Genomic DNA, 15,118 nt, shown 5'->3' with positions numbered 1-15,118 from the left:
GCTCGGCACGCTTGCCACGGCGCAGCGTTGCAGGGAGACTCGGCCGGCACTGCGCGGCGTCCGCCCGCTGCCGCTGCCCGCGCGGGTAGCGCGTCCCGTTGCGTTACCGCCGCCGGAGCCCCATTAGATGCCCCACCGCCCCTTGCTAGCGAGCCTTGTCCTGCTCATGACCGCCTCCTTCGCTTCCTCCGCCTCCGCCGCCGCGGCCACCCCGCCGCATCCGGCCAAGCAGCCGCACGCGGTCAAGGCGCCGTTCGGCGCCGTTCGCCAGGACGCCTACTACTGGCTGCGCGACGACACGCGCAAGAACCCGCAGATGCTGGCCTATCTCAATGCCGAGAACGCCTACGCGGATCAGGTGCTGAAGCCGCTGCAGCCGCTCGAAGACCGGCTGTACCAGGAGATCGTCGGCCGCATCAAGCAGGACGACAGCAGCGTGCCGTACCGCGAGCGCGGCTACTGGTACTACACCCGCTACGAGAGCGGCAAGGACTACCCGATCCAGGCGCGCCGCAAGGGCAGCATGGAGGCGCCGGAGGAGATCCTGCTCGACGTCAACGCCATGGCCGCCGGCAAGGGCTACTTCAGCGTCGGCGACGCGGCGGTCAGCCAGGACAACCGCATCCTGGCCTGGACCGAGGACGACGTGGGCCGCCGCCAGTACGTGGTGCGCTTCAAGAACCTGGACACCGGCGAGGTCTATGCCGACCGCATTCCCGGCGTGTCGCCGGACGTGGTCTGGGCCGACGACAACAAGACCCTGTTCTACGTCGAGAACGACCCGGAGACGCTGCTGACCGTGCGGGTCAAGAAGCACGTGCTTGGCACGCCCGCCGCGCAGGACGCACTGGTGTACGAGGAGAAGGACGACAGCTTCTACATGGGCGTGGGCCGTACCCGCGACGACAAGTACATCGTCATCGGCGTCGAAAGCACCGTGTCCTCCGAGCAGCGCTATGCGCCGGCCGCCGATCCGCAGCGCTTCACCGTGCTGGCGCCGCGCGAGCGCGACGTCGAGTACCACGCCGACCACTTCGACGGCCGCTGGGTGATCCGCACCAACTGGAAGGCCAAGAACTACGCGCTGATGACCGCGCCCGACGGCGCCACGTCGCGCAGCCAGTGGCAGAGCTGGCTGCCCTACGACGAGAAGGTGTTCATCGACGGCTTCGAGCTGTTCGACGGCTTCACCGCCATCGCCGAGCGTTCCGACGGCCTGGAGCGGATCCGCCTGCACTTCGCCGACGGCAAGGAGGAGTACGTCAAGGCCGACGAGCCGGCGTATTCGATGGGCCTGTCGATCAATGCCGAGCCGGACACGCCGTGGCTGCGCTACAGCTACACCTCGCTGACCACCCCGGCCACCACTTACGAACTCAACACCCGCACCGGCGAGCGCAAGCTGCTCAAGCAGCAGCCGGTGATCGGCTACGACGCCAGCAAGTACCAGACCGAGCGCGTCTGGGTGACCGCGCGCGACGGGGTCAAGGTGCCGGTGTCGCTGGTTTACAAGAAAGGCTTCAAGAAGGACGGCAGCGCCGCGCTGTACCAGTACGCCTACGGCAGCTACGGCATGTCCACCGATCCGGCGTTCAACCTGCCGGTGGTGAGCCTGCTCGACCGCGGCGTGGTCTACGCCATCGCGCACATCCGCGGCGGCCAGGAAATGGGCCGCGATTGGTACGACCAGGGCAAGCTGCTGCACAAGAAGAACACCTTCACCGACTTCATCGACGTCACCCGCGGCCTGGTGCAGCAGGGCTACGCCGCACCGGATCGCGTCTCCGCGGCCGGCGGCAGCGCCGGTGGCCTGCTGATGGGCGCGGTGGCGAACATGGCGCCCAAGGACTACCGCGTGCTGGTGGCGCAGGTGCCGTTCGTGGACGTGGTCACCACCATGCTCGACCCGAGCATCCCACTGACCACCAACGAGTACGACGAGTGGGGCAATCCGGAGCAGAAGGCGTACTACGACTACATGCTCAGCTACTCGCCCTACGACAACGTCACCCGCCAGGCCTATCCGGCGATGTACGTCGGCACCGGCCTGTGGGATTCGCAGGTGCAGTACTGGGAGCCGGCCAAGTGGGTGGCCAAGCTGCGCGAGAACGACACCGGCAACCAGCCGATCGTGTTCCGCGTCAACATGGAAGCCGGCCACGGCGGCAAGTCCGGCCGCTTCCGTCGCTACCGCGAAATGGCCGAGTCCTACGCCTTCATGCTGGACCAGTTGGGCGTGGAGCAGCCGGCCAAGTGAGGGCTGCAAGCATCGGCTGGCCTGCGGGCCGGCCGATGTACTGGTGGGGCGGCTGACGTCAGGCCTGCCCATCCCCATGCTCGGTCGGATGGCGGATGGCGGATGGCCTGTGGCGTCCCGCGTCGCGGCTGAAGCCGCTCCCACAAGGGAGTCATACGGTGGAGTCGAGCCTGCAACGGTTCGGTCATCGGATGTGCCATGACGTGCAGCAGCGCTGGCGGCATGGCAATGCCTTGTGGGAGGGACTTCAGTCCCGACTGCGCGGAGATCGGATAGCCGAAGGCTTCGATCATCGCGGCTTAAGCCGCTCCTACAGCGGCACATTGCTTGGTTCCACTGCGCGAGAAAGTCGGCACCTGCGCTGATGGCGTGGCAACGCCCTGTGGGAGGGGCTTCAGTCCCGACTGCAGCGAGATCGAACGCCCCGATGGCGCCCCGCGTCGCGGCTGAAGCCGCTCCTGCAGCCACCCAGCGTCGCGCCAGTACCGGGTCGACGTCTGCCTGCACCTGCGCAGGCTTATCATGCCGCGATGCGCACGCACTCCCGTTTCCGCTGGGCCTGGTGGCTGCTGGCCTACGCCAGCCTGGCGACCGGCATCGTCGGCATCTTCGTGCCGGGCTTGCCGACCACGGTGTTCGTGCTGATCGCCGCCTACGCCGCCGCGCGTGGTTCGCCGCGGCTGCGCCGGCGCCTGCTGCGCGATCCGCGCTTCCGCCGCAGCATCCGCGACTGGGAGCGACATGGCGCGGTCAGCCGGCGCGGCAAGTGGATGGCGACGCTGGCCATGGCCGCGTGTGCGCTGGTGTTGCTGCTGTTCGTGCATCGGTTGTGGGTGCAGGTGCTGGCGATCGGCTGCATGAGCGCGGTGGCGCTGTGGCTGTGGTGGCGGCCGGAACCGCCGCGCGCGTGAGCGCGTCGCGGCGTGCGACCGCGGCACAGCCGGTTCATGGCGGTATGGCTATACTCGGGGCATGAGCACATCGTCCTCTTCTCCGATCCGTCTCGTCCTCTCCGCCGCTGCGCTGCTGGCCCTGGCCGGCTGCGGCAACAAGGGCCCGCTGGTGATGCCGCAGAAGCCGGTGCCGGTGGAAGCCGCGCCTGCCACGCCCGCGCCGGACGCGACGCCGCCGGCGACCACCGATCCCGCCGGGCAGGCGCAGCCGGTGGACGGGCAGCGCCCGCCGGCCAACGACACCACCACGCCCACCAATGGGAATGAGTGAGGCCCGCCACGCCGCGCGCCTGCGTTTCAGCAAGATGCAGGGCGCGGGCAACGATTTCGTGGTGCTCGACCTGCGCGACGGCACTCCGCCGCCGGACGCCGCACTGGCGAAGCGTCTGGCCGACCGCCACTTCGGCGTCGGTTGCGACCAGATCCTGACCATCGAGGCGCCGCGCGATGCCGCGGCCGTGGCCAGCTACCGCATCTGGAACACCGACGGCAGCGCCGCCGGACAATGCGGCAACGGCGCGCGCTGCGTCGCGGCCTGGCTGGTACGCGACGGCAATGCGCCGGCCACGGACGATTTCGTCATCGAAAGCCCCGCCGGCAGTCACCACATCACCCGCAGCGCCACCGGCGAATTCGCCGTGGCGATGGGCGTGCCGCGCTTCGCCCCCGAAGATGTGCCGCTGGTCGGCTTCCCGCGTGCGCGCGAGGAGTACGTGCTGCCGCTGCAGGGCGGCAGCGTGCGCTTCGGCGCGGTGTCGATGGGCAACCCGCATGCGGTGCTGGAAGTGGGCCTGGTCGATGCGGCGCCGGTGGAACGCCTGGGGCCGTTGCTGCAGCAGCACGCCTCGTTCCCGGATTCGGTCAACGTCGGCTTCGTGCAGGTGATCGACCGCGGCCACCTGCGCCTGCGCGTGTACGAGCGCGGTGTCGGCGAGACGCTGGCCTGCGGCAGTGGCGCCTGCGCGGCGGCCGCGGTGATGATGCAGCGCGGCCGGGTCGAGCGCGACGTGCGCGTCAGCCTGCCCGGCGGCGAGCTGCGCGTGCAGTGGCCGGACGACACCGCACCGGTGGTGATGTCCGGGCCGGCGACGTTCGTCTTCGATGGAGAATGGATCCGATGAGCGACAGCCACGACAAGCTCGGTGCGCACGAGGTGGCGGCGTGGCTGCGGCGTCATCCCGGCTTCCTGAAACAGTTTCCCGACCTGGCGCTGACCCTGGTGGTACCGCGCGACGACGGCCCGACCGCGTCGCTGGCCAGCTACCAGCTGGAGGTGCTGCGCGACAAGAACCGCGAACTGTCGCGGCGGCTGGCCGACCTGGCCGCCAATGCGCAGGTCAACGAACGGCTGGCGGTGCGTACCCACCAGTTGACCCTGGCGTTGATGCGTCAGCACAGCGCCGCCGACAGCGTGCGCGCGATGGCCGCGTCGCTGCAGGAGGATTTCCAGGGCGACCTGGTCAGTATCGTGCTGCTGCAGCCCTTGCCCGGCCTGGAGCAGGCGCCGTGGCTGCAGGTGCTGGCGGCCGACGATGCGCGGTTGGCGCCGTTCCGCGATTGCCTGAAGGATGGCGAGCCGATCTGCGGCCGCCTGCAACCGGAAAAGCAGGCGCTGCTGTACGGCGAGCGCGTGGACGAGGTGCAATCCACTGCGCTGCTGCCGCTGCCGGGCCTGGGCCTGATCGCGGTGGGCAGCCGCGACCCGAACCGGTTCTATCCCGGCATGGGCACCTTGTTCCTGCGCATGATGGGCGAAGCGCTGGCGGTGGCGTTGCAGCGATGAGCCGGGCCGGGACGCGGAGCCCCGGGCCCGCAACCCGGGACGACCTTGCCGCCGCTGCGGTGCGCCTGCGCTGCGCCGCCGCCGTGGTCCGTCCCGCACGCTGTCCCGCCGCTGCTGTCGCGACATGGCAGCGGGCACGCCAGCGAAACTCCCTCGCAAGGCGATCGCCTTGCGCTGCGAGGACAGCGACCCGACATCCGGCGCACCTCGGTCGCGTCGCATGATCCCGGCTTTCCTCGCCTACCTGCAGGTCGAGCGGCGCATGTCCGCGCATACCCTGGACGCGTACCGGCGCGACCTGGCGGCGCTGGAGGCGTGGGCGGCGGCCAACCTGCTCGGCGAACCGGCCGCGCTCGATGCCGCGCAACTGCGCAACTTCATCGCCGCCGAACACCGTCGCGGGCTGTCGCCCAAGAGCCTGCAGCGGCGCCTGTCGGCGTGCCGCAGTTTCTATGCGTGGCTGCTCAAGCACGGCCACATCGCCACCAGCCCGGCCGCGGCACTGCGCGCACCGAAGGCGCCGCGCAAGCTGCCGCAGGTCCTCGACGCCGACGAGGCGGTGCGCCTGGTCGAAGTGCCGACCGATGCGCCGCTGGGCCTGCGCGATCGCGCGCTGCTGGAGCTGTTCTATTCCTCCGGCCTGCGCCTGAGCGAACTGTGCGCGCTGCGCTGGCGCGATCTGGATTTCGTCGCCGGCATGGTCAGCGTGCTGGGCAAGGGCAACAAGCAGCGGCTGGTGCCGGTCGGCTCGCATGCGCGCAGCGCGCTGCTGGCGTGGCGCGAGGAGAGCCGGGGCGAGGCCGCGGCACCGGTATTTCCGGGGCGCGGCGGGGCGCCGATCGGTGCGCGTGCGGTGCAGATCCGGATCAAGCAACTGGCCGGGCGCCAGGGCCTGTTCAAGCATGTGCATCCGCACATGCTGCGGCACAGTTTCGCCAGCCACATCCTGGAATCCTCCGGCGACCTGCGCGGCGTGCAGGAACTGCTCGGCCATGCCGACATCGCCACCACGCAGATCTACACCCACCTGGATTTTCAGCACCTGGCCAAGGTCTACGACGCGGCGCACCCGCGCGCCAAGCGCAAGTCCTGAGCGCTGCATCGCGACTGCACGGTTGCCATCGCGCCCGCGCTTGTTCTGGATCAAGGCGAGTCGGCAAAAGCGGGACGACACTGCCCTCCCGCGTTGCGAGGGCGCATCGATGGCCAAACCCTTTCCGCTGGCGCCGCGCCACCCCGAACGGCTGTGCTGGGGCTGCGACAGCGATTGCGCGGCTCAGGATCTGGCCTGCGGCAACGGCGCCGGGCGCACCCCGCATCCGATCGAAACCGACGGCGAGGATTGGTACCTCGCCTGGGGTATCGCCGTCGATCTGGCGCGGCCGGCGCATGCCCGGCTCGGCGATGACCCGTCCGCTCACGGCGACGCTTGAACCGCGCGCCGCCAGCCCCCACACCTGAGTCATCGCTCCGGAGGCCGCATGGATCCCAGTCAGAACCCCAATGTTTTCCACGCCACCACGATCCTGTCGGTGCGCCGCGATGGCCGCGTCGCCGTGGCCGGCGACGGCCAGGTGACCCTGGGCCACACCGTGATGAAGGGCAATGCGCGCAAGGTGCGCCGGCTCGGCCGCGAGGGCCAGGTGCTGGCCGGATTCGCTGGCGCCGCTGCCGACGCGTTCACCCTGTTCGAGCTGTTCGAGGCCAAGCTGGAGAAGCACGGCCAACTGACCCGCGCCGCAGTCGAACTGGCCAAGGATTGGCGCACCGAGCGCCGCCTCGGCAAGCTCGAGGCGCTGCTGGCGGTGGCCGACAAGGAGACCTCGCTGATCATCAGCGGCACCGGCGACGTGATCGAACCGGAGGACGGCATCATCGCCATCGGCTCCGGCGGCTCCTATGCCCTGTCGGCCGCGCGCGCGCTGCTCGGCCACACCACGCTGGACGCGCGCACCATCGCCGTCGAAGCGCTGAACATCGCCGGCGACATCTGCATCTACACCAATCGCAATGTGGTGGTCGAAGAGCTGTGATTCGGGAGTCGGGATTGGGGATTCGCAACAGCGCTCCTGTCCCTGTGCCTGACATTGCATCGATCGTTCCTACTCCGCTTCTACGAATCCCCAATCCCCAATGCCAAATCCCGATAGTTCAACCATGACCCCGCGCGAGATCGTGCAGGAGCTGGACCGCCACATCGTCGGCCAGCACGAGGCCAAGCGCGCGGTGGCAATCGCGCTGCGCAACCGCTGGCGGCGCATGCAGTTGCCCGATGCGCTGCGCAACGAAGTGATGCCGAAGAACATCCTGATGATCGGTCCCACCGGCGTCGGCAAGACCGAGATCGCGCGGCGCCTGGCGACGCTGGCCAATGCGCCGTTCGTCAAGGTCGAGGCCACGCGCTTCACCGAGGTCGGCTACGTCGGCAAGGACGTGGAGCAGATCGTGCGCGATCTGGCCGATACCGCGGTCAAGCTGTACCGCGAGCAGGCCAAGACCCGCGTGCGCACGCAGGCCGAGGAACGCGCCGAAGACCGCGTCCTCGATGCGCTGCTGCCGCGGCGCAGCGCCGGCATCGGCTTCGATCCGGAAGCCGCGCGCAACGAACCGTCGGCGCAGGACAGCGACACCCGCAGCAAGTTCCGGCGCATGCTGCGTGCCGGCGAACTGGACGAGCGCGAGATCGAACTGGATGTCGCGGTCAACGTCAGCATGGACATCATGACCCCGCCGGGCATGGAGGAAATGGGCCAGCAGCTGCGGCAGATGTTCTCCAACCTGGGCGGCGGCAAGTCGCAGTCGCGCAAGCTGACCATCAAGGCTGCGCGGCCGCTGCTGATCGAGGAAGAGGCCGGGAAGCTGGTCAACGAGGACGACGTGCGCGCCGCGGCGATCGAGGCCTGCGAACAGCACGGTATCGTGTTCATCGACGAGATCGACAAGGTGGCCAAGCGCAGCGAGGCCGGCGCCACCGGTGGCGACGTCTCGCGCGAAGGCGTGCAGCGCGATCTGCTGCCGCTGGTGGAAGGGTCCAACGTCAGCACCAAGTACGGCACGGTCAAGACCGACCACATCCTGTTCATCGCCTCCGGCGCGTTCCATCTGGCCAAGCCCAGCGATCTGATTCCGGAGCTGCAGGGCCGCTTCCCGATCCGGGTGGAGCTGTCGGCGCTGTCGAAGGACGACTTCATCCGCATCCTCACCGAGCCGAAGGCGGCGCTGACCAAGCAATACGAAGCGCTGCTGCTGACCGAGGGCGTGAGCCTGCGCTTCACCGACGACGCCATCGCGCGCCTGGCGGAGATCGCGTTCCTGGTCAACGAGCGCCAGGAGAACATCGGTGCGCGGCGCCTGCACACCGTGCTCGAGCGCCTGCTCGACACGCTGAGCTACGAAGCCCCCGACCGCGATGGACAGAGCGTCACCGTGGACGCGGCCTATGTCGACGCGCACCTGGGCGAACTGGTGCAGGATCCGGACCTGAGCCGGTACATCCTGTAGGCCCAGGCGCGATCCACAACGGCAGGCGCCTTGCTGGCATCTGCCGGTGTGCCGCCCGACTCAAGTCGGCATGGCGTTGCCGCGTTCGTCTTCCACCGCGACGAGGCGGCAGGTCGCGCCTGCGGTGGTTCCCCGTTGGCGACCGCATGTCGCCGCTGTACATGTTCCCGGCCGGCCAGTCCCATCCCGATGCGGTGATGCGCCCGGGTGCATCGGGAGATGTCTCGCCCTCAAACATCCGCGTGGAGCGCGGCTGATGCCAGCGCATCCGAGTTTCCGACATGCCGACCCGCCGACCCGCGCCGCCTGGCGGGGGCGAGCCTCCACCCGGCGTGCGGACGCTGTAGGATCGGCGCGGACGACGGACTCAGGCACGGGGATTCGCATGGCAGTGCAGGTGCTGGTGGTGAAGGAATCGGCGCAGGGCGAACGCCGCGTGGCGGCCACGCCGGAGACGGTCAAGAAACTGGTCGCGCTGGGCGCGCAGGTGCGGGTCGAGCCGCAGGCCGGCGTATCGGCCGGGTTCGTCGACGACGCGTATTTAGCCGCCGGCGCCAGCCTGGCCGATGCCGACAGCCCGGCGCAGGCGGATCTGGTGCTTTGCGTGCAGCCGCTGCCGGCGCTGGCGCTGGAGCAGTTGAAGGAGGGCGCCGGCGTGGTCGGCATCCTGCAGCCGCAGGCCGATCCGGCGCGCGCGGCGGCGCTGCAGGCGCGGCAACTGGTCGCCTTTCCGCTGGAGCGGCTGCCGCGTACCACCCGTGCGCAGGCCATGGACGTGCTCAGTTCGCAGGCCGGCATGGCCGGCTACAAGGCCACCCTGATCGCCGCGCAGCTGGCGCCGCGCTTCTTCCCGATGCTGACCACCGCGGCCGGCACCATCCGCCCGTCCAAGGTGCTGATCGTCGGTGCCGGCGTGGCCGGCCTGCAGGCCATCGCCACCGCCAAGCGCTTGGGCGCGCAGGTGGAAGGCTTCGACGTGCGCCCGGAAACCCGCGAGCAGATCGAGTCGCTGGGCGGCAAGTTCCTCGACCTGGGGGTCAGCGCCGCCGGCGAGGGCGGCTACGCGCGGCAACTCACCGACGACGAACGCGCGGAGCAGCAGCGTCGCCTGGCCGAGCACCTGAAGGGCATCGACGTGGTGGTGTGCACCGCCGCGGTGCCGGGGCGGCCGGCGCCGAAGATCCTCAGCGCGGCGATGGTCGCCGGCATGAAACCGGGCAGCGTGGTGGTCGACCTGGCCGCCGAGACCGGCGGCAACTGCGAACTGACCCGGCCGGGCGAGACCATCGAACACGCCGGGGTGACCATCGCCGGTCCGCTGGACCTGGCCAGCATGGGCGCGGTGCATGCCAGCGAGATGTACGCGCGCAACGTCTACAACTTCGTCGCGCTGTTCCTGAAGGACGGCGCGATCGCCTACGACTGGAACGACGAACTGCTGGCGAAGACGCGCTGGACGGCGTGAGCGCGGCCGCGATGGTGGGCGCCGGCTCGGTCGGCGCTGATCTGCTGGCACGGTCGCCCGTGTAGGGGCGGCTTCAGCCGCGACGGGCGCTACCGAAACGCCGCGTCGCGACTGGAGGGCGACTTCCGTAGGAGCGGCTTCAGCCGCGACAGCCTTCCCGGTAAACCCGGTCGCGGCTGAAGCCGCTCCTACGCGAGGTGATTTCTGCGGCGCTGGAGTCCATGCGCCCGAACATGGCGACGCGACAACGCGCGCGCCACGCGCATCAGGCCTGGACCGGCGCCGCGGTTCGCTTACCTGGAAGCATCCGGCGGCGGCCGCTCGTCCGGGCCGGCATTGGCGCGGATCCAGGCGGCGCGTTGCGCCGGCGTCATCGCTTCCCAGCGGTCGCGCAGCGCCTTGCGCTGCTCCGGCGGCAGCGCACGCATGCGGTCGAACAGCACTCGCGCCTCCTCGCGCTGTCGCGGGTTCATGTCCTCGTAGCGGCGGGCACCCTTGCGCGCTTGCTCGCGTTGCTCCGGGGTCATCGACTGCCAGCGCTGCGCATGCTCGAACATGCGCCGGCGTTGCTGCGGGGTGTCGTTCCAGCGCTGGCGCAGGGGCGCGATCAGCAACTCGCGCTGCTGCGGGCTCAGGTGTTCCCAGTCGGGCAGCGGCGGACCGGTATCGTCGTCGCGATCTGCGGCGAAAGGCGGTGGCGGAGGCGGCGGCCCCGGCGGGGGCGGCGCGGCGAAGGCCGCGACGGCGCTGCCGGCCAGCAGCGCCAGCACCAGGGAATATCGGATCAGGCGAGTCATCGGGTTCATTCCATTGCCAGCGAGGTATCGGAACCCAGCCACAGGTACAGGTCGGGATTTTCGTCCAGCATCGCGGTCGCGCTCGCGGCCTGGTCGCTGTCGGTGCTTGCGCTGGCGCCCGTCGGCGTCGGCGCCACCGCAGTCGTGCCGGCGACGGCGCTGGCGCTGGTGATCGGTACCGACGGTGCCGGGCGCAGCAGCAGGTGCACGCCCAGCGCCGCACCGAGCAGTGCCGGCACCGCCGCCAGCAGCCAGCCCCGGCGCAGGAATGGCGCCGTGCGCGTCTGGCTGGCCTGCTGGCGCGCGGCGCGCAGCCGCGCCAGGGTCGGCGCGGGCAGGGCCTGCAAACTGGCCTGGTGGACGGCACGCAGGCGCGCGTCGAAGTCCGCGGAGCGGATGGGATCGGATGTCATCGGACGTCCTCCAGTTGTTTCTGCAGCGCCTCGCGGGCGCGCGACAGATGGGTTTTCACCGAGCCTTCCGAGCAGCCCATCGCGCGTGCGGTGGTGGCCACGTCCAGCTCCTCCAGCACGCGCAGGGTGAACGCCTCGCGCTGCCGGGCCGGCAGTGCGCGCAGTGCCGTCACCAGGCGCGCATGGGTCTGCCGACGCTCGTGCTGCTCGGACGGATTGGGGCCGTCGTCGGCCCAGTCCGGCGGGCTGTCCGCGTCGCGTTCGCTGGTCGGTGCCCAGAAGCGCAGGCGGAAATTGCGGCGGCGCTGCAGGTCGATGATGCGCCGGCGCAGGATGCTCCAGAACAGCGGCGTCCATTCCTGCGCCGGGCGCTCGCGGTAGGCCAGCAGCTTGATCATCGCGTCCTGCACCGCATCCAGCGCGTCCTCGCGCTGGCGCAGGCCGGCTTCGGCGAAGCGGAATGCGCGCGGCCCGATCTCGGCCAGGAACGCGTCCAGCGACGCCGGCAGCGGGCGCTGCGCGGTGTCGGCATCGGTCGACGGCGGTGCGAGGGCGGGCGTACTCACCAGCACAGCTTAGCTTCCTGGCGGGGGGATGCCGTGGTTAACGCGCCGCGGCGGCCGCGGTTGACCTGCCTATCGCCGCGGGCCTGGTGGAACGGCACGGCGGCATCGCACAGCGGTTCAGCAGACGGTTATGATGCGGCGGACGGGCGCGGCGCCCGGGAGAACAGTGCGATGAGCGACGGGTTCGTGGCCTTGTACATCTTCATGCTGGCGGCCATCGCCGGGCATGTGATCATCTCGCGGGTGCCGGTGATCCTGCACACCCCGCTGATGTCCGGTTCCAACTTCATCCACGGCATCGTCCTGATCGGCGCGATGGTGGTGCTGGGCCATGCCGACACCACCCTCGAAAAGGCCATCGGCTTCGTCGCGGTGCTGCTCGGCGCCGGCAACGCCGCCGGCGGCTACGTGGTGACCGAGCGCATGCTCGACATGTTCAAGTCCAGCAAGCCGGACGCCGCCAAGACCAAGGCGAAGGATTGAATGCGCGGCAGTGGCGCCTCGCCGCGGCGCTGGCCGTGGCCGCCTTGCTCGCGTTGCTCGGCATCGCACTGGTCTTTCTTTCCTACTTGCTGCCGCTCGGGCAGATGTCCTTTTTCGGAGCACGCCTGCTGATGGAACTGTTGCCGATCCTGATCAAGAGCAGCTACCTGGTCGCCGCCACCCTGTTCCTGCTCGGCCTGCAGCGCATGGCCTCGCCCAGGACCGCGCGCAGCGGCATCCGCTGGGCCGGCTTCGGCATGCTGCTGGCGACCGCCGCCACCTTCCTGCTGCCGGGCCTGCACAACCTGCCGTTGATCGTGCTGGCTATCGCGCTCGGCACCGCGGCGGCATGGATCTCGGCCAAGAAGGTGGCGATCACCGACATGCCGCAGATGGTGGCGCTTTACAACGGCATGGGCGGCGGCTCGGCGGCGGCGATCGGCGCGGTGGAACTGCTGCGCTTCTCGTTCCTGATGCGCCGTGACACCACCCACTGGAGCGAGGCCGCGATCGCCGCGCTGGCCGCGCGCCAGCCGGATGCGACCACGCTGGCGCTGGCGGTGATCGGCTCGGCGATCGGCGCGGTATCGCTGTCCGGCTCGATCATCGCCTGGGCCAAGCTCGACGGGCGCCTGGACAAGCGCGTCACCTTCCCCGGGCAGCAGGCGTTCAACCTGCTGGTGTGCGTGGCGATGCTGGGCGTCGGCGCGTGGGCCGCGATCAGCCTGAGTCCGCTGGCGATCGTGCTGTTCTTCGTGCTGGCGCTGGCCCTGGGCGTGCTGATGACCCTGCCGATCGGCGGCGCCGACATGCCGGTGGTGATCTCGCTGTACAACGCCTTCACCGGCCTGGCGGTGGCGTTCGAGGGCTATGTGCTCGGCAACGAGGCGCTGATCATCGCCGGCATGATGGTCGGCGCGGCCGGCATCCTGCTGACCCGGCTGATGGCCAAGGCGATGAACCGGCCGATCCGCGGCGTGCTGTTCTCCAACTTCGGCGGCGGCGGCCAAGCGCAGGCGATCGCCGGCAGCCAGAAGCCGATCGAGGCCGGCGACGTGGCGGCGATGATGGCCTACGCCGAGCGCGTGGTGATCGTGCCCGGCTACGGCATGGCGGTGGCGCAGGCCCAGCACAAGATCTGGGAGCTGGCGCAGCGGCTGATCGAGCGCGGGGTCAAGGTCAAGTTCGCGATCCACCCAGTGGCCGGGCGCATGCCCGGGCACATGAACGTGCTGCTGGCCGAGGCCGGCGTGCCGTACGACCTGATCGCCGACATGGACGACATCAACCCCGAGTTCGCCAGCACCGACGTGTCGCTGGTGATCGGCGCCAACGACGTGGTCAACCCGGTGGCCAAGACCGACCCGGCCAGCCCGATCTACGGCATGCCGATCCTGGACGTGGTCAATTCCAGGAACGTCATCGTCATCAAGCGCGGCAAGGGCACCGGCTTCGCCGGCATCGAGAACGCGCTGTTCTATGCCGACAACACCCGCATGCTCTACGGCGACGGCGCCGAGGCGGCCGGCGCGCTGGTCAGCGAACTGAAGGCGCTGGACGGCGGCGGCCACTGAGCCGTTGCAGGCGGGCAGGGGTGACGTAAGCCGGAGTCGTAGGAGCGGCTTCAGCCGCGACCGGACCTTACCGGTAACGCCCATCGCGGCTGAAGCCGCTCCTGCAAAAAGCGATGCGCTTCAGCGCGAGGGCGGATGATCGGGATGCCCTCAGGCCGCGCCACGCCAGCGGCGTCCGCTGCGCCCCGGCCTTGGCTCAGCGCGCGCTGAAATACGCCGCGGCCACGCCGATGCCCAGCCACAGCAGATCGCCGGGGCTGTTGGCCAGCAGGGTCAGGGTCCAGGCGTAGTGGGCGCCCATCTTCAGCGACGAGTCCCACACGTTCAGGCCCAGCCCCGCGCCCATCTGCGCGGCGGCGATGCCCCAGTTGGCGGCGACGATCACCAGGACCGTGGCGACCATCGCCACCGCGATGCGCAGCGGCCCGCGCGGCAGGCCGCCCAGGCGCAGCATCCAGGCGATCTCCAGCGCCACCACTACGGCCATCCAGCCGGCCTGGCGACCCAGCGACAGCGCCACCAGCAACCAGGCGATCAGTGCGGTGAAACAGCCCATGGCGAGCAGCAGGGGCCACAGCCAGTGCGAGGACCTGGCCGGCGTGGAGGAAGGCGGCATTCGATGTTCCCGGAGAAGGCGTACAGGATACTTCCGGCGCGCGCCCCGCGCACTCGGATAAACTGCACGACTTGCACCGGCGGGGCCTGGCCCCATATCGCCCCCATGTACTCACGCAGCAGCGAACCTGTCCAATTCGAACGCGATTGCGCCGCGGTGATGGTGCCGCAGGGCGACGCGGTGACCCTGCCGGCCGGCAGCTATGGCTATATCACCCAGGCCCTGGGCGGCAGCTACACGGTGTTCGTGGAGGGCAACCTGTTCCGCATCGCCGGCAAGGACGGCGACGCCATCGGCAAGGAGCCGCCGCCGGGGCTGGAACTGCCCGAGGGCGCCGGCGACGAGCAGGTGGAAGCCCTGATCTGGCAGCAGTTGCGCACCTGCTTCGACCCCGAGATCCCGTTCAACATCGTCGATCTGGGGTTGATCTACGACGTGACCATGCACGCGCGCGACGATGGTCAGCGCACCGTCGAGGTCAAGATGACCCTGACCGCGCCGGGCTGCGGCATGGGCGAGATCCTGGTCGATGACGTGCGCAGCAAGCTGGAGATGATCCCGACCATCGCCGAGGCCGACGTCGAGCTGGTGTTCGATCCGCCGTGGGGCCGGCATATGATGTCCGAGGCCGCGCGTCTGGAAACCGGCATGCTCTGACCCGCGCGCGACGCCTCGCGCGTCGCGGCGGAGCCCGATCGGGCGCCGCCGCT

General features: G+C 69.8%; 17 protein-coding genes. 13 read left to right on the top strand and 4 right to left on the bottom strand.

The genetic code is table 11. The features are described from left to right. The first annotated feature begins 166 nt into the window (after window positions 1-166). The 10 genes from RAB71_RS17935 (at window position 167) to RAB71_RS17890 (ending at window position 9,959) form a co-directional block, all read left to right on the top strand. Complete coding sequence (locus RAB71_RS17935) at window positions 167-2,257, top strand: S9 family peptidase (protein ID WP_010341224.1); 2,091 nt, start codon at window positions 167-169, stop codon at window positions 2,255-2,257. Window positions 2,258-2,787: 530 nt separating this feature from the next. Further along, window positions 2,788-3,168 carry a YbaN family protein gene (locus RAB71_RS17930; RefSeq protein ID WP_010341225.1) on the top strand — a complete coding sequence of 127 codons (381 nt, stop codon included), beginning with the start codon at window positions 2,788-2,790 and terminating at the stop codon, window positions 3,166-3,168. Window positions 3,169-3,229: 61 nt separating this feature from the next. Continuing rightward, window positions 3,230-3,481, top strand: coding sequence for a lipoprotein (locus RAB71_RS17925; protein WP_010341226.1), 252 nt, complete (start codon window positions 3,230-3,232; stop codon window positions 3,479-3,481). Continuing rightward, complete coding sequence (gene dapF / locus RAB71_RS17920) at window positions 3,474-4,331, top strand: diaminopimelate epimerase (protein ID WP_010341227.1); 858 nt, start codon at window positions 3,474-3,476, stop codon at window positions 4,329-4,331. The genes RAB71_RS17925 and dapF overlap by 8 nt, the downstream gene beginning before the upstream one ends. After that, window positions 4,328-4,993 (top strand): DUF484 family protein, encoded by a 666-nt coding sequence (locus RAB71_RS17915; RefSeq protein WP_010341229.1) that lies wholly within the window; start codon window positions 4,328-4,330, stop codon window positions 4,991-4,993. Before dapF ends, RAB71_RS17915 begins: the two co-directional genes overlap by 4 nt. A gap of 220 nt (window positions 4,994-5,213) precedes the next feature. Then, window positions 5,214-6,086, top strand: a complete 873-nt coding sequence (gene xerC / locus RAB71_RS17910) for a tyrosine recombinase XerC (RefSeq protein WP_010341230.1) — start codon at window positions 5,214-5,216, stop codon at window positions 6,084-6,086. Window positions 6,087-6,126: 40 nt separating this feature from the next. Further along, the gene (locus RAB71_RS17905; RefSeq protein WP_234006601.1) at window positions 6,127-6,426 is read left to right on the top strand and encodes a DUF3079 domain-containing protein; all 300 of its coding nucleotides are present in this window, start codon (window positions 6,127-6,129) and stop codon (window positions 6,424-6,426) included. A 48-nt stretch (window positions 6,427-6,474) separates the two neighbouring features. After that, window positions 6,475-7,026: an ATP-dependent protease subunit HslV gene (gene hslV / locus RAB71_RS17900; protein WP_010341232.1), complete on the top strand. Its 552-nt coding sequence runs from the start codon at window positions 6,475-6,477 to the stop codon at window positions 7,024-7,026. 100 nt (window positions 7,027-7,126) lie between these two features. Further along, window positions 7,127-8,494: an ATP-dependent protease ATPase subunit HslU gene (hslU, locus tag RAB71_RS17895; RefSeq protein WP_010341233.1), complete on the top strand. Its 1,368-nt coding sequence runs from the start codon at window positions 7,127-7,129 to the stop codon at window positions 8,492-8,494. A 385-nt stretch (window positions 8,495-8,879) separates the two neighbouring features. Further along, complete coding sequence (locus RAB71_RS17890; RefSeq protein ID WP_010341234.1) at window positions 8,880-9,959, top strand: NAD(P) transhydrogenase subunit alpha; 1,080 nt, start codon at window positions 8,880-8,882, stop codon at window positions 9,957-9,959. 293 nt (window positions 9,960-10,252) lie between these two features. Here the strand turns inward: RAB71_RS17890 and RAB71_RS17885 are convergent, their stop codons facing one another. From RAB71_RS17885 to RAB71_RS17875, 3 genes are read right to left on the bottom strand one after another with little or no spacing between them, the layout of a single operon-like run. Further along, complete coding sequence (locus tag RAB71_RS17885) at window positions 10,253-10,756, bottom strand: DUF3106 domain-containing protein (RefSeq protein WP_010341235.1); 504 nt, start codon at window positions 10,754-10,756, stop codon at window positions 10,253-10,255. Between the two features lie 5 nt (window positions 10,757-10,761). Further along, a complete protein-coding gene (locus RAB71_RS17880; RefSeq protein ID WP_010341236.1) occupies window positions 10,762-11,169 on the bottom strand; it encodes a hypothetical protein in 408 nt (135 codons plus the stop codon). Then, window positions 11,166-11,741: an RNA polymerase sigma factor gene (locus tag RAB71_RS17875; protein ID WP_010341237.1), complete on the bottom strand. Its 576-nt coding sequence runs from the start codon at window positions 11,739-11,741 to the stop codon at window positions 11,166-11,168. Before RAB71_RS17875 ends, RAB71_RS17880 begins: the two co-directional genes overlap by 4 nt. 165 nt (window positions 11,742-11,906) lie before the next feature. On the opposite strand from RAB71_RS17875, the gene RAB71_RS17870 reads away from it, so the two are divergent. Together RAB71_RS17870 and RAB71_RS17865 are read left to right on the top strand one after the other, a co-directional pair. Then, the gene (locus RAB71_RS17870; RefSeq protein WP_010341238.1) at window positions 11,907-12,218 is read left to right on the top strand and encodes an NAD(P) transhydrogenase subunit alpha; all 312 of its coding nucleotides are present in this window, start codon (window positions 11,907-11,909) and stop codon (window positions 12,216-12,218) included. Window positions 12,219-12,322: 104 nt separating this feature from the next. After that, complete coding sequence (locus RAB71_RS17865; RefSeq protein ID WP_029561863.1) at window positions 12,323-13,792, top strand: NAD(P)(+) transhydrogenase (Re/Si-specific) subunit beta; 1,470 nt, start codon at window positions 12,323-12,325, stop codon at window positions 13,790-13,792. A gap of 196 nt (window positions 13,793-13,988) precedes the next feature. Here the strand turns inward: RAB71_RS17865 and RAB71_RS17860 are convergent, their stop codons facing one another. Beyond that, a complete protein-coding gene (locus RAB71_RS17860) occupies window positions 13,989-14,408 on the bottom strand; it encodes a hypothetical protein (protein WP_010341240.1) in 420 nt (139 codons plus the stop codon). A 105-nt stretch (window positions 14,409-14,513) separates the two neighbouring features. Here RAB71_RS17860 and sufT point away from each other — a divergent pair, with 105 nt between their 5' ends. Then, window positions 14,514-15,065, top strand: a complete 552-nt coding sequence (sufT, locus tag RAB71_RS17855; RefSeq protein WP_010341241.1) for a putative Fe-S cluster assembly protein SufT — start codon at window positions 14,514-14,516, stop codon at window positions 15,063-15,065. Window positions 15,066-15,118 lie beyond the last annotated feature (53 nt).

It is taken from the genome of Xanthomonas sacchari (genome assembly GCF_040529065.1).
Taxonomy (GTDB): domain Bacteria; phylum Pseudomonadota; class Gammaproteobacteria; order Xanthomonadales; family Xanthomonadaceae; genus Xanthomonas_A; species Xanthomonas_A sacchari.
This window is presented reverse-complemented; position numbering and strand designations above follow the sequence as displayed.